18 protein-coding genes are annotated in these 18,693 nt (G+C 63.0%); 12 read left to right on the forward strand and 6 right to left on the reverse strand.

Going from position 1 to position 18,693, the window contains the following annotated elements:
• The first annotated feature begins 48 nt into the window (after positions 1-48).
• Positions 49-564, forward strand: a complete 516-nt coding sequence (locus X728_RS154500; protein WP_023686120.1) for a hypothetical protein — start codon at positions 49-51, stop codon at positions 562-564.
• A 146-nt stretch (positions 565-710) separates the two neighbouring features.
• Complete coding sequence (locus X728_RS154495) at positions 711-1,682, forward strand: tripartite tricarboxylate transporter substrate binding protein (protein ID WP_023683714.1); 972 nt, start codon at positions 711-713, stop codon at positions 1,680-1,682.
• Positions 1,683-1,717: 35 nt separating this feature from the next.
• Here X728_RS154495 and X728_RS154490 read toward each other — a convergent pair whose 3' ends face one another.
• A complete protein-coding gene (locus X728_RS154490; RefSeq protein ID WP_023733350.1) occupies positions 1,718-2,590 on the reverse strand; it encodes a helix-turn-helix transcriptional regulator in 873 nt (290 codons plus the stop codon).
• Between the two features lie 203 nt (positions 2,591-2,793).
• On the opposite strand from X728_RS154490, the gene X728_RS154485 reads away from it, so the two are divergent.
• Entirely contained in the window at positions 2,794-4,038 is a 1,245-nt protein-coding gene (locus X728_RS154485) for an MFS transporter (RefSeq protein ID WP_023744301.1), read from the forward strand.
• 142 nt (positions 4,039-4,180) lie between these two features.
• Positions 4,181-5,095, forward strand: a complete 915-nt coding sequence (locus tag X728_RS154480; protein ID WP_023817450.1) for an alpha/beta hydrolase — start codon at positions 4,181-4,183, stop codon at positions 5,093-5,095.
• 98 nt (positions 5,096-5,193) lie between these two features.
• On the opposite strand, the gene X728_RS154475 is transcribed toward X728_RS154480, so the two are convergent.
• Positions 5,194-6,036, reverse strand: coding sequence for an alpha/beta hydrolase (locus X728_RS154475; protein WP_155923963.1), 843 nt, complete (start codon positions 6,034-6,036; stop codon positions 5,194-5,196).
• Between the two features lie 150 nt (positions 6,037-6,186).
• Here X728_RS154475 and X728_RS154470 point away from each other — a divergent pair, with 150 nt between their 5' ends.
• Positions 6,187-6,618 (forward strand): MarR family transcriptional regulator, encoded by a 432-nt coding sequence (locus X728_RS154470; protein ID WP_023670043.1) that lies wholly within the window; start codon positions 6,187-6,189, stop codon positions 6,616-6,618.
• 22 nt (positions 6,619-6,640) lie between these two features.
• Here X728_RS154470 and X728_RS154465 read toward each other — a convergent pair whose 3' ends face one another.
• The 4 genes from X728_RS154465 to X728_RS1000000168750 all read right to left on the reverse strand — a co-directional run bounded on the left by X728_RS154465 (position 6,641) and on the right by X728_RS1000000168750 (position 12,077).
• A complete protein-coding gene (locus tag X728_RS154465; RefSeq protein ID WP_023831422.1) occupies positions 6,641-7,402 on the reverse strand; it encodes a glutamine amidotransferase in 762 nt (253 codons plus the stop codon).
• 79 nt (positions 7,403-7,481) lie between these two features.
• Complete coding sequence (locus tag X728_RS154460) at positions 7,482-8,483, reverse strand: rhamnose ABC transporter substrate-binding protein (RefSeq protein ID WP_023831423.1); 1,002 nt, start codon at positions 8,481-8,483, stop codon at positions 7,482-7,484.
• Between the two features lie 46 nt (positions 8,484-8,529).
• On the reverse strand, positions 8,530-9,519 hold the full coding sequence (locus X728_RS154455; RefSeq protein WP_023831424.1) for an ABC transporter permease: 990 nt from the start codon (positions 9,517-9,519) through the stop codon (positions 8,530-8,532).
• The gene (locus X728_RS1000000168750; RefSeq protein WP_023831425.1) at positions 9,516-12,077 is read right to left on the reverse strand and encodes an ATP-binding cassette domain-containing protein; all 2,562 of its coding nucleotides are present in this window, start codon (positions 12,075-12,077) and stop codon (positions 9,516-9,518) included. Before X728_RS1000000168750 ends, X728_RS154455 begins: the two co-directional genes overlap by 4 nt.
• Before the next feature lie 241 nt (positions 12,078-12,318).
• Between X728_RS1000000168750 and X728_RS154450 the strand changes: the two genes are divergently transcribed.
• The 7 genes from X728_RS154450 (at position 12,319) to X728_RS154420 (ending at position 18,599) form a co-directional block, all read left to right on the forward strand.
• Entirely contained in the window at positions 12,319-13,551 is a 1,233-nt protein-coding gene (locus X728_RS154450; protein ID WP_245266130.1) for an ROK family transcriptional regulator, read from the forward strand.
• Positions 13,552-13,816: 265 nt separating this feature from the next.
• Positions 13,817-14,461: a 50S ribosomal protein L25/general stress protein Ctc gene (locus X728_RS154445; RefSeq protein WP_023686131.1), complete on the forward strand. Its 645-nt coding sequence runs from the start codon at positions 13,817-13,819 to the stop codon at positions 14,459-14,461.
• 21 nt (positions 14,462-14,482) lie between these two features.
• A complete protein-coding gene (pth, locus tag X728_RS154440; protein WP_023724958.1) occupies positions 14,483-15,223 on the forward strand; it encodes an aminoacyl-tRNA hydrolase in 741 nt (246 codons plus the stop codon).
• A gap of 95 nt (positions 15,224-15,318) precedes the next feature.
• On the forward strand, positions 15,319-16,422 hold the full coding sequence (gene ychF, locus X728_RS154435) for a redox-regulated ATPase YchF (protein WP_023806003.1): 1,104 nt from the start codon (positions 15,319-15,321) through the stop codon (positions 16,420-16,422).
• A 202-nt stretch (positions 16,423-16,624) separates the two neighbouring features.
• Entirely contained in the window at positions 16,625-17,599 is a 975-nt protein-coding gene (corA, locus tag X728_RS154430; RefSeq protein ID WP_023806004.1) for a magnesium/cobalt transporter CorA, read from the forward strand.
• 77 nt (positions 17,600-17,676) lie between these two features.
• Positions 17,677-18,138, forward strand: coding sequence for a MaoC family dehydratase (locus X728_RS154425; protein WP_023670033.1), 462 nt, complete (start codon positions 17,677-17,679; stop codon positions 18,136-18,138).
• The gene (locus X728_RS154420) at positions 18,135-18,599 is read left to right on the forward strand and encodes a MaoC family dehydratase (RefSeq protein ID WP_023733357.1); all 465 of its coding nucleotides are present in this window, start codon (positions 18,135-18,137) and stop codon (positions 18,597-18,599) included. The genes X728_RS154425 and X728_RS154420 overlap by 4 nt, the downstream gene beginning before the upstream one ends.
• The last annotated feature ends 94 nt before the right edge of the window (positions 18,600-18,693 follow it).

Below are 18,693 nucleotides of genomic sequence, written 5' to 3' on the forward strand. Positions count from 1 at the left end.
ATCTCCTTTTTGGAATCTGCCCCAAACCGTCGTGAAAGGAGCCAGCTGATGCGCAATCGAATCAAGGCTGCAGGCATCGCAGGAATGCTTCTCGCAATCGGCATCGCCAGCGCGGCCTATGCGCCGACAATCGCTCCGGTTTCGACCGCGCAGGCGCAAACGGAATATCTTCCCACCGAAAAGGATTTCATCGGCAAATGGAGCATCGCAGGGTCCGCAATCCGGCCACCGCGTGATCTGAAAGAGCCGGCGAAGCCCGACCAGGAAGCGTCTGCGACCGAATTTCAGCAGACTGTGACCGCCTTTTATGGCGCCTTCGACTATCTGGAGATCACGGCGGACGGCCGCTACAATTTTCACCAACCGGGTGACCCGGCATCGGGGCCTTGCGTCTGGTGCGGGACATGGTCGTTCAAGAACGATTCCCTGTGGCTCGAACTGGACACGGCGCCCAGGCTCGACATCTACGCCGAGGGCGGCGACATGCAGATGACCTACACGGCCGAGCCTGAAGAGACGTCACGATACAAATGGCTTGTTTTCAGCTGGACCAAGGCTGATTGAACTGAGGGGTGAGGCGTTCTCGCGCACGCCAACCGAAGCATCGGTGTCAAGCCCGATCTCCTGAGGCGGGCAGTCAGTCCATGGTTGCATTGTGCGAGGAGTTCACCATGGCCATACTGCCCCTCCAATCAACGGAGGAGTAGCAGATGCGGCGTAGGACTTTGCTCGGGCTCGCGGTTTCCATCGCAGCCACCCTTTCAGCACCGGCGGCCTGGGCCGCCGATTTTCCGGACCGGACCATCACCATGGTTGTCCCCTTTTCCGCCGGTGGCTCGACGGATCTGGTCGCGCGCCTGGTCGCCAACAAGATGTCCGAAAAGCTGGGCCAGCAGATTGTCGTCGAAAATGTCGGCGGCGCCGGGGGCAGCATCGGCGCTGCCCAGGTCGCCCGAGCCGAACCGGACGGCTACACGATCCTGATGGGCACGGTCGCAACCCACGCGCTCAACCCGCTGATCCTGAAGACAAAGCCCTACGACGCGGAGAAGGATTTTGCGCCGATATCGTTGCTCGTGCTGGTGCCAAACGTCCTGGTCGTAAACCCTGAATTCCCCGCCAAGGACGTCAAGGAACTGATCGAGATGCTGAAGAAGGACCCGGACAAATATGCCTACGCCTCATCAGGCAATGGCACCCCGCTGCATCTCTCCGGCGAGCTTTTCAAGACGATGGCCGGCGTCAGTATGCAGCACATTCCCTACAAGGGCGCCGGACCGGCCTTGAACGACGTTATCGGCAATCAGGTGCCGATGATGTTCGACAACCTCCCCTCTTCATCGGGCCATATCAAGAGCGGGACGCTGAGAGCGCTTGGCGTCACCACCAAGGAGCGCGTTCCCTCCTTCCCCGACATACCGGCCATTGCCGAAACCATTCCCGGCTATGAAACCTACAGCTGGAACGCTCTGTTCGCGCCCGCAGGCACGCCGCCGGAGGTCGTCGCCGTTCTTCAGAAGGCGGCAGTTGAAGCCCTGAAAGACCCTGATGTGATCGCCCGCATGGCCCAGTTCAGCGCCTCGATCGTGGCCTCCACCCCGGAAGAGCTTGGAGTGCATGTGAAGGCCGAACTCGCCAAATGGGAACCGATCGTCAAGGCCAGCGGCGTTCAGCTGGACTAGGGCCTACGGCAAAGTACTGCGGGCTTTTCCTGGCGCTACGGCGCCGGGGCCTCAAGTCGAGGCTGAGCCCGCCGCATGCCTTCGTCGCGGGCGCCGCGCATATAGCCGCGCGGCGAGGCGCCGAGCATGCGCTTGAACATGGTTATGAATGCCGGCACGCTGTCATAACCGAGGTCGAGCGCCACCCTGGTGATCGGCTCGCCATCGGCGAGCCTGGGCAGGGCCGCAAACAGGCAGGCCTGCTGGCGCCAAGTCGACAAGGACAGTCCGGTCTGGCGCTGGAAGGCGCGGGTGAACGAACGGCGGCTCATGCCTGCGGCATCCGCCCACTCGTCGATCGTGGCGTGCGGCGAAGGTGCCGCGACAAAGCGTCGGCAGAGCGCCGCCAGCTTCGGGTCGGACGGGAACGGCAGCCCGAGCGGCCGTTCCGGCAAGGTCGGGATCTCGTGCAGCAACAGGTTCATGATCAGCCCGCCGCGGCCTTCCAGTTCGCCGCCTTGCGGCAGCTTTTCCGATTCGACGATCAGGCTGTGCATCAGCTCGGTGATGCCGACGACGCGCAAACCTTCCGGCAGGCCGGGGATAGCGCCCGGCATGACATAGACCGAGCGCATCGAGACATCGCCCAGCATTTCGACAGAATGCTCGGTGCCGGCCGGTATCCACATTGCGTGGTCGGGCGGCACCATCCAGCGCCCGTACCTGGTCGTCACCAGCACGACACCGACCAGCGCATGCAGCAGCTGGCTGCGGCTGTGGCGGTGTTGCGGCACGAGGTAACCGTCGGGATATTCGGTCGGCAAAGCCACCGCCGGCCCGGAAACCTCCTCCAGCCACTGCCAGCGGCTTTCGTGCAATCGGCCGAGATCGGCATTGCCGGCGCGGAAGATGTCCCTGCCATGTGGCATCGGCTATGGCCCACTTGCGAAACTATTGGACCAAACCACGAAAGAAGTCGCCTCGCAAGCGGCTTATAAGGCAGCCATCCCCAAGGCGCTCCGCAGGGGCGTCGCCCAAGCGCTTCAGACGAGCGTCCTTAAGGCGGTCCGCGGGAGCGGCCGCCAAGCCTGCCCGCGGGCAAACACCCGCCAAAAAGACCTCGGAGCCTGCCTTGACCGATACGACAGCCACCAGCATTGCACCGCAGCCAAGCGCCAGCCTCCCTTCAGCCCAGGCGACCGCCTTCACCGTCATCCTGGCGGTGAGCTTTTGCCACGGCATCAACGACATCATGCAATCGCTGCTGCCGGCGATCTATCCGCTGCTGAAAGAGAATTACGGTCTCGATTTCTGGCAGATCGGTCTTCTGACCTTCACCTTCCAGGTCACGGCGTCGCTGCTGCAGCCGGTCATCGGCATGATCACCGACAAGCGGCCAATGCCCTATTCGCTGCCCTACGGCATGGCGTCCTCGCTGATTGGCCTGATCGTTCTGGCCTATGCCGGCCACTATGCGCTGCTTCTGGTCGGCGCCTCGCTGATCGGAATCGGCTCGGCGATCTTCCATCCGGAATCCTCGCGCATTGCCCGCTTTGCCTCCGGCGGCCGCTTTGGCCTGGCGCAATCTTTGTTCCAGGTCGGCGGCAATTTCGGCCAGTCGATGGGGCCGCTGCTCGCTGCCTTCATCGTTGTGCCCTTCGGCCAGACCAGCATTTCATGGTTCGCCGTCGGGTCTCTGACCGGCATCATCGTTTTGTCGCGGGTCGGCGGCTGGTACAGCCGGATGCGCGCCGCGCAGGGCAATCGCAAGGCGGCAAGCTTCGTCTCCCCCTTCCCGCGCAAGAAGGTGATGGGAGCGCTGGCGGTGCTGACGCTGCTGGTGCTGACCAAGAACGCCTACATCGCCTCGCTCTCCAGCTACTACACCTTTTATTCCATCCATAAGTTCGGCGTGTCGGTGCAGATGAGCCAGGTCATGCTGTTCCTGTTCCTCGGCGCCTCGGCGCTGGGCATCCTGCTCGGCGGACCGTTCGGCGACCGCTACGGCCAGAAGGCGATGATCTGGTTCTCGATCGTCGGCGTGCTGCCGTTCACGCTGGCGCTGCCCTACGCCAATTTCGAATGGACGATGGTGCTGACGGTGCTGATCGGCCTGATCCTGTCCTCGGCCTTCTCCAACATCGTCGTGTTTGCGCAGGAGTTGGTGCCGGGACGTGTCGGCACCATCGCCGGGATCTTCTTCGGCTTCGCCTTCGGCATGGGCGGCATTGCAGCCGCCGTGCTCGGCGTCGTCGCCGACATGAAGGGCATCGATTTCGTCTTCCAGATCTGCTCGTATCTGCCGCTGCTCGGCCTGCTGACGGTGTTCCTGCCCAACATGAAGGAAGCCAGGAAGGCGCAAGCGGCGGCCAGATAAAAACCGGTCGATTTTGCGGATTTGACGCAGGGCGCGGCATTGCTGCGCCCTCTGTGATTCTTTCACCATGCGCTGGTTGAAAAGCCTGCTAGAGATAGTCATCAACGAAGGCTTGGGGCCTTCGACGTCTCTGGGGGATGACATGCGCAAGATCGTATTGGCCGTATTGGGTGTGCTTCTTGTTACCTTGCCGGCGACGGCACGCATCGTTCCCTTTCCGCCGGGTTTCAAGACGCAGTCCGTCGAAACCAACGGCACCAAACTCTATGTGCGCGTTGGCGGCAAGGGTCCCGCCGTCGTGCTGCTGCACGGCTTTGCCGATACCGGAGACATGTGGGGCGCCGCGGCCATCGCCCTCGCAAAGGACCACACCGTCATCGTGCCGGACCTGCGCGGCATGGGTCTGTCGGCCCACCCGGAAGCGGGCTACGCCAAGAAGAACCAGGCCGTCGACATCGCCGGCGTGTTGGATGCCCTGAAGATCGACAAGGCAGATCTCGTCACCCACGACATCGGCAACATGGTCGGCTATGCGCTCGCCGCTCAGTATCCCAAGCGCATCACCAAATGGGTTATCATCGACGCGCCGCTGCCCGGCATAGGCGACTGGGAAAAGATCAAGCAAAGCCCGCTGCTTTGGCACTTCAACTTCCGCGGCCCTGATATGGAGCGGCTGGTCGCGGGGCGCGAGCGCATCTATCTCGACCGCTTCTACAACGAGTTGTCGGCTGACCCCAAGAAGATCGACGAGGCGACGCGCAGGCACTACGCCAAACTCTATGCCCGCCCGCATGCGATGCATGACGCCTTCGAGCAGTTCAAGGCGTTTGACCAGGACGCGATCGACAACCAGGCGATGCTTGCCGCCGGCGGCAAACTGACCATGCCGGTACTGGCTGTCGGCGGTGAAAAATCCGCTGGCACTACGCAGGCCGATCTCCTGCGGCTTGTTGCGACCGATGTCACGGGCGGCATCGTGCCCGCTTCCGGACACTGGATCATGGAGGAAAACCCCGACGACACCGTCAAACTGATCACTGGTTTTCTCGATAAATAGGCACTGTCCCGCTGACATTTCGACGAAAGCAAATGCACCCGCCCGGCGGCGGGTGCCTTGCCTATCCAACTGGACGATGTCTATTCAACTGAACGATTCTACGCCTTGAAGAACGCCAGCAGGTCGGCGTTGATCACATCGGCGTGGGTGGTCGCCATGCCGTGCGGAAAACCCTTGTAGACCTTGAGCTCGCCCTTCTTGAGGAGCTTGACAGCCAGCAGCGCGGAGTCGGTGATCGGAACGATCTGGTCGTCGTCGCCATGCATGACCAGCACCGGCACGTCGATGGCCTTCAGATCGTCGGTGAAGTCGGTTTCCGAGAACGCCTTGATGCAATCATAATGCGCCTTGGTGCCGCCCATCATGCCCTGGCGCCACCAATTCTCGACGACAGCCTGCGATACCTGGGAGCCGGGGCGGTTGAAGCCGTAGAACGGGCCGGCCGCAATATCGTGGAAAAACTGGGCGCGGTTGGCTGCCTGGGCGGAGCGGAAACCATCGAACACCTCGATCGGCAGGCCACCCGGATTGGCCGCCGTCTTCAGCATGACCGGCGGCACCGCGCCGAGCAGTGCGGCCTTGGCGACACGGCCACCGGAACCGTACTTCGCGACATAGCGGGCCACTTCGCCGCCACCGGTGGAATGGCCGACATGGATCGCGTCCTTGAGGTCGAGATGCGCCGCAAGCTCCGCGACATCAGCGGCGTAGGTGTCCATCTCGTTGCCGGTATCGGTCTGGGTGGAGCGGCCATGGCCGCGCCGGTCATGGGCAATGACGCGATAGCCCTTGGACAGGAAGAACAGCATCTGGGCGTCCCAGTCGTCGCTGCTCAGCGGCCAGCCGTGATGGAAGACGATGGGTTGTCCCGTTCCCCAATCCTTGTAGAAAATTTCGGTGCCGTCCTTGGTGGTGATCGTGCTGCTGCCGGGCTTGGTCATCTCGCTCTCCATTGATTGCTTCCGCGATAATCAATATCGCGATAACCATACGACTAGCGCAGGTCCAAATCCTTGTCTACAGAAAATATGTATCGCGATATCATTTTTCGTGGTACATATTGATGTGCTCAGTCGGCAAAGGAATGCCTCGTGCCTCTCCCGTTGGACAACCAGCTCTGCTTCACGCTTTACGCCACCAGCATGGCAATCAATCGCACCTACAAGCCCATGCTGGACGAGATGGGCATCACCTATCCGCAATATCTCGTGCTGAACGCACTTGCCGAAGCCGGCGGGATGTCGGTCGGCTCGATTGCGCACAGGCTCGCTTTGGAATCGAGCACCATCACGCCGCTGGTGAAGCGCATGGAACAGGCCGGTCTCGTCACCCGCCAGCGCAGCCAGACGGACGAGCGCCAAGTGCAGGTCGACCTGACGCCTGCCGGCCGCGCGCTGCTCGTCCAGTGCAACTGCCTCAACGAAACCCTGATCGAACGCTCGGGCATGACGATGGCTGATCTCGATGCCTTGAATCGGCGGATCCAGGCGCTGCGCGAAGCGTTGAGCAGCAAGCCGGACTAGCTGCCCTACAAACACGCCAGGCTTAATCCTTGCCGGCCAGCCAGCGCATGATGTTGGCCATCAATATGCCGTAGAGCGGCCATCCCAAAAAATCCTGCGACAGCCAGTGCGGGCCGATGTCTGTCGCCCACGCGACGGTGCGGCCACGGCCATGCTCACGAACCGCCAGCAGCGGCCAGTCCGTGCCACGATAATGGCAGGTCGCCAGAAGCTGGGACGAGCCGTCGCGCCTGAAATCGAGTTTGTTCATGCCGAGGATCGGCGGCAACGGACCCGCGACACCGGCAAGGATCGGATGCGACGCCTGAAGGATCGACGGCTGCAGGCCTTGCGGCACTTCCAGCCCGTCCGAGAATGGCAGGCAGCGCACGGGCAGCACGTCCTCGACCGGGGTGTCGTGGAAACGCGCCGTGCCGAACATGCCTTGGAACCCCATATAGCCGCCGGCCAGCATCAGCCCGCCGCCGCTTTCGACATAGGCCTTGAGGACGTCGAGGCGGTTGACGCCGATGCGCCCGGCGCGGGCCTCCGGCGTGACCAGCAAGGTCAGCGCGCCGACATCGGAGATCACCACCGCCTGGTATTCGGCCAGCGCGTCGAGGTCATACGGAAATTCGGCCGCGCAGCGATCGCCACCGATCTGCGTCACCGCTATGCCCTCTGCGGCAAGTGCGGCATTGAAGGCCGTCGCGCCGTTTACCCACGTCGCACTCGTCAGCACATCGCCGCCGGCGGCGACCGAGGTCGTCGCCGCGAAGGTCTCGCCTGCCAGCAAGAGTTTCATCGTCGCCCTCACGCTTTTCGACTGACAATTGAACGAGCGGGCGCCGGCTTGAACCGGCGCCCGCCGGGCCTTGGGAGGCTTAGAACTTAAACTCGGCCAGGTTTTCCGGCGTCACGATCTTGGCCGGGCCAAGGATCAGTTCGCCGCTGGCCCCGATCGTGTATTCGCCGAGCCTGCCCGCCGTGAACTTCTCACCTTCCTTGCCGGTGATCTTGCACTGCGCCAGCGCCTGGGCCGCCTGATAGGTCAGGTAGCCGAGATCGGTGACATTCCACCAGATATCCTGGGCAGAGCCATCCTTGATGTATTTCGAAATCAAAGTGGCCGGCGCAAGGCCGGTCAGCTTGACCTTGCCGATCATGCCGGCTTCCTCGAGTGCGCGCGCGGCCGCCGGAAGGCCAATGCCTGCCGGCACGATGATCACCTTGAGATCCGGAAACGCCTGCACCAGCGCCAAGGCCTGCTGCTGGTTGACCTGCTCGCTCTCCTCGCCATAGGCGACCTGCACCAGTTTCATCTTGGCGTATTTCGGCTCTGCCGCCATCTTCGCCTTCATGAAGTCGATCCAGGCGTTCTGGTTGGTCGCCGTCGGCGTCGACGACAGGATGGCGAACTCGCCTTCGCCGCCGCTGAGGTTGAATGCGCTTTCCAGCATCATTTCGGCCAGACTGTCGCCCTTCACCTGGTTCACGAACACCGCGCGCGCATCGGCCGCGACGTCGGAATCGTACGATATCACCCGGACGCCTTGCTGAACGGCGCGCTTCAGCGCAGGCGCAACCGCATTGGCGTCGTTGCCGGCGATAGCGATGACCCCGACCTTCTGCGACACAAGGCTGTTGATGAATTCGATCTGTGCCTCGGCCGTCGCCTGCGACGGGGCGACCTGGGTGGCGGTGCCGCCAATTTCCTTCGCAGCCTCCTCGGCGCCGCCGAAAGCCACCTTGAAGTAGGGATCGGTGTCGAGCTTGGGCAGGAAGCCGACCGTTACAGGTTCCTTGGCGCATTCTTGGCTGTATGCCAGCGAGGCCGGCGCAAGCAGAACCGCGGATGTGAGCAGGGCTATTCTAAACGCTTTCATTGTGTCTCCTCCGTCAGAATTCGGGCTTGAAGAAAGGGGCCCGAGATCACCCCTTGGTTTCGCGCAGGACGCGCGATCTTGACAGCCGCTCCTCCAGGGAGCGCCAGTAATTGCCGACCAGCAGCGAGCCGATCAGAAGCAGGCCGATGATCATGCCTTGAGCGTCGCCGCCGATCTGGTTGAGCGCCAGCACATTTCGGATGATGGCGATCAACAGCAGCGCCAGCATGACCCCCGTGAGCCGCCCCTTACCACCGAAGACGCTGACGCCGCCGAGCAGCACGATGGTGATGACATCGAGCTCCATGCCGAGCGCATTGTTGGCGCGGGCGTTGGAGAGGCGCGCGGTGTAGACGATGCCGGCGATGGCCGCGACGAGGCCCGAAACGACGAAAAGCTTCAGCACCATTTGGCGCGTGTCAATGCCGGAATAGCGCGCCACTTCGGGGCTGCCGCCAAGCGCATAGATGCGCTTGCCGGTCGGCGTCTTCTGCAGCACCACCGCGAAGATCGGCGCCAGCAGCAGGAACGGCACGATGGTCCACGGGATTTGTGTGCCCGGCAGATTGCTGATGCCGAAATCGACAACCGCCGGCGGCAATATGTTGACCGAACCGGTGCCGAGCAGGATGTAGCCAATGCCCCGATACAGCGCCATGGTGCCGAGCGTCACCACCAGCGACTGCAACCCGAGGCCCGACACCAGATAGCCGTTGAAGGCGCCGAGCAGGCCGCCGAAGACGAGCGTCAGCGGAATGGCGGCCAGCGTCGGCACGCCGGCCTGGACAAGCAGGCCAAAAATCACGGATGTCAACGCCAGCACCGAGGCGATCGACAGGTCGATCTCGCGGGTGATGATGAGCAGCGTCATCGGCAGGATCAGCAACGCCTTTTCCGAGGCGCTCGCCCCCAGCTGAGAAAGGTTAAAGCCGGAAACGAAATTCGGCACGAAGACCGCCGCATAGATAAAGACGGCGAGGCAGGCGGTCGCCAGCAGCAGATCCCAGAAGTCGATCGAGCGGATAAACTTTCTCATCTCGCCCTCGCCTGTCTTGCCTGTTCGGCACGCCGCACGATGAAGGTGTCGATGCCGATGGCAACCAGGATCACCAGGCCATAGACGCCCTGCAGCCAGAGCGGGTCGACACGCACCAGCGTCAGCCCGTTCTTGATGACCAAGAGAGTGAGCGCGCCAAGGATGATGCCGAGCAGCGTGCCCGAGCCGCCGCGGATGGCGACGCCGCCGACCACTGCAGAGGCGATCACCGTGAGTTCGAAGCCGAGCGCGACGCGGGCATCGATGGTGGCATAGCGCGATGCCCACAGCGCCCCGCACAGACCGCCGAGCAGGCCGGCCATGCCGAAGGCCAGCAGGATGCGCCGGTCGACCGGGATGCCGATCAGCCGTGCGCCGTCGGGATTGGAGCCGGTGGCAAACAGCTCGCGCCCGGTTGCGGTGCGATAGAGCAGCACATAGCCGGCGCACAGGATGACAATAGCGATGATGACGATCAGCGGCACGCCTGCGATCTTCAGCCCGGTCATGTCGAGCCAGGCTTGCGTGACTTCGTCGGCGCTGACCTGGTCGCCCGCCGCCCAGATCGAGTTGAAACCGCGGAAGATCGACATCGAAGCCAGCGTAACGACGATGGCCGGGATCTTTCCCCTGGTAACGACTAGGCCGTTGAGCAGTCCGGCAAAGCCGCCGACCGCGCAGGCGGTGATCAGGCCGATGCCGATGTCCAATCCGGGATAGGCCTGAACCATGCTGGCCGCCATATAGGCGGAGAGGCCGATCACAGCTGCGATCGACAGGTCGATGTTGCGGGTGATCAGCACCAGCATCTGCGCCAGTGCGGCGACAATCAGCAAGGCCGCGTCCATCGACACAGCGGTGAGGTTCGCCGCGCTCACCATGCGCGGGTTGATGATGGTGACCGGAATGGCGACGGCGAGCATCGCCGCAAGCAGGCCGAATTCCCGCCGCTTCAGAAAATCGAACGGTCCTTTTGCCTTTTCCTCCTCGGCGGCGCGTTCTATCTGCGCTGCCTGGCCGGCACGTTCATCGGTCCTGGTCGCCGCTTCCAGTACCTTTTCCTGCGTGGCTTGCCCGCGCGAAAACTCGGCAGTCTGGCGGCCTTCGCGCAGCACGATAATGCGGTCGCACATGCCGATCAGCTCGGGCATCTCTGACGAGATCAGCAGGATCGCCATGCCTTGCGCGGCAAGGTCAGCGATCATTGCATGCACTTCCGCCTTGGTACCGACATCGATGCCTTGCGTCGGCTCGTCGAGGATGAGCAAGCGCGGCTCGGTGCGCAGCCATTTGGCCAGCACCACCTTCTGCTGGTTGCCGCCGGATAACTCTTTCACCGGCTGCCCATAGCCGGAAAAGCGCAGCTTCATGCGCTTCAGCCAGTCCGCCACCAGACCGATGGCGCGGTCGGTGCCGTAGAGACCGCGAGGCGCGGCCTTGTCGAGGACCGGCAGCACCGCATTGTCGAGGATGGAAAAGTCCATCACCAGGCTCTGGCCCATGCGGTCTTCCGAGACATAGGCGATGCGCGCGTCCATGGCGTCGCGCGCCGAGGCGAAACGCACGGGCTTGCCGTCGATCAGGATTTCGCCGGTGTCGGGCCGGTCGATGCCAAACAGCACGCGTGCAATCTCGGTGCGTCCGCTGCCGACCAGACCGCCAAGGCCGAGCACCTCACCTGCGTGAAGCTTGAGGTCGATGCCGGTAAAGCCGCCGGCGCGCGAAAGTCCCTTCCCCTCCAGCACCAGCGCGTCTGAGGCATGGCGCCGTTCGGGATAGAGGTCGGTGACTTCGCGGCCGACCATCATGCTGATGGCGGCAGCGCGGCCAAGCTCGGCTTTCGGCTTGACGCCGATCAGGCGCCCGTCACGCAGCACCGCGATGCGGTCGGCGATGCGGAAGATTTCATCCATGCGGTGGCCGACGAACATCATCGCCACGCCGTGCAGCCTGAGATCGGCAACGACGGAAAACAGCCGCTCGACCTCGCGTTGCGACAATGCGGCCGTGGGCTCGTCCATGATCAGCACGCGGGCATCCAGCGACAGCGCGCGGGCGATCTCGACCAGTTGTTGTTCAGAGGTACGCAGTGTTCCCAGCCGCGTTGCCGCCGGCACGTCGAGCCCGACGGTGGCCAGCACCTTGCGGGCGCCGGCCAGCATGGCGGCATTGTCGATGCCGCCGAAGCGGTCGCGCGGCATGTGGCCGAGATAGATGTTCTCCGCCACCGACAGATCGGGAAACAGGCCAGGATGCTGGTGCATGACCGCAATGCCGGCCGCTTGCGCGTCATGCGGCGAATGGAAGACGGCTGATTTGCCGTCAACCTCGACATGACCGCTGGTGGGAGAATGCACACCGGCCAGAAGCTTCACGCAGGTGCTCTTGCCGGCGCCGTTTTCGCCAAGCAGCGCCAGCACCTCGCCGGAGCGCAATTCGAAGGAGGCGTCCTTGAGCGCAATCGTGCCGCCGAAAGCCTTCGCCGCCTGAACCAGCGCAACGGGAACAGCCCGCACCACCGCAGCGTCGGCTTCGCTTTGTGTGCCCGAGTGCAGCACGTCTCCTCCCGGTCTAGTTATTTTTTCAATTTGCTATATTAAATAGCGCAAAGGCGCAACGGCAAAAATTGACTTCCATGGTTCCGACGCGCACTGTCGCCGCCAACATAGGCACCGTAGGGTGCGCTCGGCCGCAGGTGGTTTGCGGGCTTCGCGCCGGGAGCGGGACATTTGGGGAGTGCGGGTTTTGTCGGGGAAAGGTAGCAATTCTGTCAAAGTTCGGCACTATAATGAGCGTTTCGTGCTCGACGCCATCCGCCGCCTCAAGGAAGCGTCCAAGTCCGATCTGGCGCGCGCGGCAAGCCTGACGCCGGCGGCGGTCGCTGCCATCGTCGACGGCTTGGAATCCTCCGGTTTCGTAAAGCAAGTGGGGAAAAGGTTCGGGCAACGCGGATCGCCCTCCACGCTTTACCGGCTGACGCCGGAGCGCATCTACAGCGTCGGCATCAAGATCGGCCGGCGTGCGCTTGAAGCCGTTCTGGTCGACTTCGCCGGTGAAATCCGCGCAAGAGAGTCGCACGAATACCGCTTCCCCGATCCTGATTTGGTGCTGAAGGCCGGCAACATGGCGCTGGCCACCTTCGAAAAGCTGGTGGATGGGCTTGGCGATGCCAGCATCGTCGGCGTCGGCATTGCCTCACCCTATTTCCTCGGCGGCTGGAGCGAGGAACTCGGCTTTCCCGACGATCTCGGCAGCCGCTGGGAGGCGATCGACCTGACGACATGCTTTGCCACTCCGGCGAAGACGCCGGTGTTCGTGGAAAACGACGCCACGTCGGCGGCGCTGGCCGAACTTGTCCAGGGCGCCGGCGCCCGCTTTCGCGATTTCATGCACATCTCGATCGACACTTTTGTCGGCGGCGGCCTGGTGCAAGGCGGCAGGGTCCATACCGGGCCGCATGGCAACAGCGCTGCCCTCGGACCCTTGCCGGTCTCGCCCTCAAGCCTCGATTCGGTGGCGGCGAAGCCTGCGCGCTACCAGAGCCTGCTGCATCGCGCCTCGATCTATGTGCTGGTCAATCACCTGAGGTCGCGCGGCGTGGTGATCAATCGTGTGCGGGAACTCGATCCGTTGCCACCCGAAGCGCGCGTGCCGCTGTTCGAATGGATCGACGATTGTGCGAGCGCGCTGGTCGAGGCGATCATCGCCATCACCTCCATCATCGACATCGAGGCCATCGTTCTCGACTCGATCCTGCCCAGGCCGATCCATCTCGAACTGCTGGCAAGGGTGCAGACCCAGTTCAACCAGGCCAGCGCAATCGGCATCGTGGCGCCGGAGATCGTGTCGGGGCAATTCGGCCCTGAGGCCTCCTCGATCGGCGCTGCCATGCTTCCGTTCTCGGCGCTGCTGGCGCCCGACAGCGGCGTGCTCATGATCGGCAAGGACCGGACGAAACTGCTGAGCGCTCTGTCCACGCTCGGTGGCGCCAAGGGAAACGGATCAAATCCGCCCACCGACCTGCCGGCCTGAGCGCAATGCGGCGCGCCCAACGCACGCATCGGCCGCCCTTGCCCGCCATGGCTTGCACCCTTTCCCGCCTTCCGCTATAGAGCCGCCACCCGCGTAGACACCCTTGGAGGCAACGCGGCGGAAGGCTGCCTTCCCTTGTGATCCCGAACAAAGCTCCGCGTATGCGGTTTCTGGCATTCGGACATCCAGGCCTGGCGGCTTTCGACGTTTACGGTCCAGGCACACTGCCACCGCAAACGCTCCATAAAACGCGAAAGGAAATGCCATGAGCCACGATACTTACGAGCTCAAGGCCGAAGCGCGCGAACAGGTCGGTAAGGGGTCCGCCCGTGCAGTTCGCCGCAACGGTAAAGTGCCTGCAGTTATCTACGGCGACAGACAGCCTCCCCTGGCGATTGCGCTGAACTACAAGGACGTCTTCTACAAGATCCATGGCGGCGGGTTTTTGACCACGATCGCCACGATCGATGTCGACGGCAAGAAAATCCAGGTTCTGCCCAAGGATTTCCAGCTCGACCCGGTCAAGGATTTCCCGGTCCATGTCGACTTCCTGCGCATCGGCAAGGACACCGAGGTCAACGTCGACGTGCCTGTCCACTTCATCAATGAAGACAAGTCGCCCGGCATCAAGCGCGGCGGCGTGCTCAACATCGTGCGTCACGAAGTCGAGTTCCACTGCCCGGCCAATGCGATCCCGGAATTCATCACCGTCGATCTCACCGGCGCCGACATTGGCGATTCGATCCACATCTCGGCGGTTACCTTGCCGGCCGGCGTCAAGCCGGTGATCTCCGATCGCGATTTCACCATCGCGACCATTGCCGGCTCCTCGGCGATGAAGCCGGAGACGGAAGAGACGGCGGAAGCGGCAGCCCCCGAAGCGGCGGCTCCTGCTGCCGAAGAGAAGTAATTTTCGGGCCCGGAGTTCACGATGCTTGTCTTTGCAGGCCTCGGCAATCCGGGCGCGAAATACGCTGATAACCGGCACAATGTCGGCTTCATGGCGGCGGACGCAATTGCCCGCCGCCATTCGTTTTCGCCCTGGTCGAAGAAGTTCCAGGGCCTGATCGCCGAAGGCACGATTGCCGGCGAAAAGATTCTTCTGATCAAGCCGCAGACCTTCATGAACCTGTCGGGACAGCCGGTCGGCGAAGCCCTGCGCTTCTACAAGCTCGGCCCCGAGGCGCTGACCGTCTTTTACGACGAGATCGACCTGCCGGCCGGCAAATTGCGGGTCAAGGTCGGCGGTGGCGCCGGCGGACACAACGGCATCCGTTCGCTCGACCAGCATCTCGGCAAGAACTTTCGCCGCGTGCGCATCGGCGTCGGCCATCCCGGCGTCCGGGAAATGGTGCAGTCCCATGTGCTCGGCGATTTCGCCAAGGCCGACCGCGAATGGCTGGACGTGCTGCTCGACACCATCGCCGACGATGCCGGGCTGCTGGCCAAGGGCGACGACAGTTCTTTCATGAACCGGGTGACGCTGGCCTTGCGCGACAAACTAACGCCAACCGGCGACGACGACCGGCCGCCGCCAAAGGCGCCGAAGGCTGAGGGCCCGAAAGCTCAAAGCCACATCCGCCAGGCACGGCCACAGCAGGCGCCGGCCAAGCTGCCGGAAAGCGGCCCTATGGCCGCCATGCTGAAGAAACTGTTCGGCAAGAAGGACTGAGCGTCGATAGGATCGGGACCGCGGGGCTTGACGTTGCTCACTCCTATCGCCCATAGCCCTCATCAAATTTCTAGTTTCCCGATAGGACCGGACACATGGGTTTCAAATGCGGCATCGTTGGCTTGCCCAACGTCGGCAAGTCGACGCTTTTCAACGCGTTGACCAGGACGGCGGCGGCGCAGGCCGCCAACTATCCGTTCTGCACCATCGAACCGAACACCGGCGAGGTGGCGGTGCCTGATCCGCGGCTGCAGAAGATCGCCGCAATCGCCAAGTCTAAGGAGATCATCCCGACCCGCATCTCCTTCGTCGACATCGCCGGCCTGGTGCGCGGCGCCTCCAAGGGCGAAGGGCTGGGCAACCAGTTCCTCGCCAACATCCGTGAGGTCGACGCCATCGTGCATGTGCTGCGCTGCTTCGAGGATGACGACATCACCCATGTCGAGGGCAAGATCGACCCTGTCGCCGACGCCGATACAGTCGAGACCGAGCTGATGCTCGCCGACCTCGACAGCCTCGAGCGCCGCATCGTGCAGATCCGCAAGCGCGCCGGCAGCAAGGACAAGGAAGCAACCACCGTGCTGCCGATGATGGAGGCAGCACTCGAGCTGCTGCAAGCCGGCAAGCCGACCCGCATCCTGCTCAAGGGCATTTCAGCGGAAGACCTGCGCATCCTGCAGGGACTGAACCTCTTGACCTCACACCCCGTACTCTATGTCTGCAACGTCGCCGAAGCCGACGCCGCTACCGGCAATGAGCACACCAAGGCGGTGGAGAAGATGGCGACCGCCCAAGGCGCCGGCACCGTGGTGATCTCAGCCGCGATCGAGGCCGAAGTCGCCCAGCTCTCCGACGACGAAGAGATGGAGTTCCTGTCCTCGCTCGGCCTCGACGAACCTGGCCTCAACAAGGTCATCCGCGCCGGCTACGATCTGTTGCATCTCATCACCTATTTCACCGCCGGGCCGAAGGAGACGCGCGCCTGGACGATCCACAAGGGCGACAAGGCCCCGCAGGCGGCCGGCGTCATCCACACCGATTTCGAGCGCGGCTTCATCCGCGCGCAGACCATCGCCTACAACGACTACATCACGCTAGGCGGCGAAGTGGCGGCCAAGGAAGCCGGCAAGGCGCGCGACGAAGGCAAGGAATATGTCGTCCAGGACGGCGATGTCCTGCTGTTCAAGTTCAATACCTGAGGCGCCGCGGCTGGCGCGCTGACCGCGGCCGATCACGGCTTCGTCAAGTGGAGAGCCGGCATGCCGCGTCGCTTGACTGCCCTTGGCACCGGGTCTATGGCCGTTTGCATGCGACTTGGCCGTCCCCGTGGGAGCGGCGGAGCGTGCAAGACCCATCGCTATCAAACGAAACCTCTTGGGCTCAACCAACGGAGATTCGGCGATGATCAAGGCCTTCGTCGTCGACAATGATCGCCTGCGCCTCGCCGACGATCTCGTGGCCAATGGCGATCACGTCGTCTGGGCCGACCTTCTCAACCCGACCAAGGAAGAAGAAACGACGATCGAGACCTGGCTCGGCGTTGCCATCCCGACGCGCGAGGAGATGGAGGAGATCGAGATTTCGAGCCGCCTCTACATCGAGGACGGCGCCTATTTCATGACCGCCACCCTGCCGGCGCAGACCGAAATCGATGATCCCTTGATGTCGCCGGTTACCTTTGTGCTTGCCGGCCCGAGACTGGTCACCATCCGCTATCATGAGCCGAAGGCGTTCAAGACCTTTCCGCTGCGCGCCGAGAAGGTGGCGACCGGCTGCACCACCGGCAACACCATCCTGATCGGCCTGCTGGAGGCGATCGTCGACCGGCTGGCCGACATTCTCGAACGCGCCGGCCGCGACATCGAGACGATCTCGCGCGATATCTTCGAAGCGCGCTCGACCAAGGTGAACAAGCGCAACCGCGATTTCCAGGAACTGCTCAAGGCCATCGGCCGCAAGGAGGACATCGCCTCCTCGATCCGCGACAGCCTGATCTCGTTGCAGCGCCTCACTGGCTTCCTCGCCCATGTCGCGACCCAGATCAAGATGAGCAAGGACATCCGCGCCCGCATCAAGACCGTGTCGCGCGACGTGCTGTCGCTCGCCGACCACGCCACCTTCCTGTCGCAGAAGATCTCGTTCCTTCTCGACGCCACGCTGGGCATGATCTCGATCGAGCAGAACGCCATCATCAAGATCTTCTCGGTCGCCGCCGTCATCTTCCTGCCGCCGACGCTGGTGGCCTCGATCTACGGCATGAATTTCGACATCATCCCGGAGCTGAAATGGGAGCTCGGCTATCCCTTCGCCATCGGCCTGATGATCCTGTCGGCGATCCTGCCGTTCTGGTATTTCCGCCGCCGCGGCTGGTTGTAGGCCCAATAGAATTCGCTTGACCAAACGCCGCCCGGACGGCATCCGGATGCCCGGTGATCGACAACCGGATTGGGATCATGACCGCAAAAAGCTGGGCCTACGAGGATTTCACCGAGGGCGCATCGATCGACCTCGGCGCCAAGCAGGTGAGTGCGGCCGAAATCATCGAATTCGCCACCGAATTCGACCCGCAGCCGATGCATCTCGACGAAGCCGCCGGCAAGGCCAGCATCCTTGGCGGCTTGGCCGCCTCCGGCTGGCACACCTGCGCGATCTTCATGCGCATGCTGTGCGACGCCTTCCTGCTCGACTCGACCGCGCAAGGCGCGCCCGGCATCGACCAGGTCAAATGGAAGAAGCCGGTGCTGGCCGGCGACACGCTGGCCGGCAGCACCAGCGTGCTCGCCAGGCGCCTGTCGAAATCCAGGCCTCAGCTCGGCCTCGTCACCTTGCGCAGCGAACTGTTCAACCAGCGCGGTGAAAGCGTCTTCGAACTTGAGAACACTGTCATGTTCTTGACCCGCGAGGCCGGCGCATGAGCCTCGACGCGTTCTTCCGCATCGGCGATACCATCAACCTCGGTTCGCACACATTCGAAGCCGAGGCGATCAAGGCGTTCGCCTGCAAATACGATCCACAGGTCTTTCATGTCGACGAGGAGGCGGCGAAGAAAAGCGTGTTCGGCCGCCTCTGCGCCTCAGGCTGGCACACCGCGGCCACGTGGATGAAGCTCAATCTCAAAAATCCTATGGACGCTTCTCAATGGACCGGACCCGGCCCGGTACCAGAATTCGGCCCCTCCCCCGGCTTCAGGAACCTGAAATGGCCAAAGCCGGTCTATGCCGGAGAAACCGTCACCTTCATGCGCACGGCCCTGTCCCACCGCCCGCTTGCCACCCGCCCCGGCTGGCGCCTGCTGGCGCTGCGCTCGGAAGGTTCCGATTCGGCAGGCGACAAGGTGCTGGAGTTCGACAGCGCGGTGCTGGTGAAGGCTGGGTAGGGCTAGGGTTTAGGCAGTAGGGATTAGGCAGCAGTGGGTGCTGCGCCTTGCACGGAATGCGGAGCTTCCCTCCCTACTCCCTACTCCCTACTCC

The sequence above is a fragment of the Mesorhizobium sp. L103C119B0 genome (assembly GCF_000502235.1).
Classification (GTDB): domain Bacteria; phylum Pseudomonadota; class Alphaproteobacteria; order Rhizobiales; family Rhizobiaceae; genus Mesorhizobium.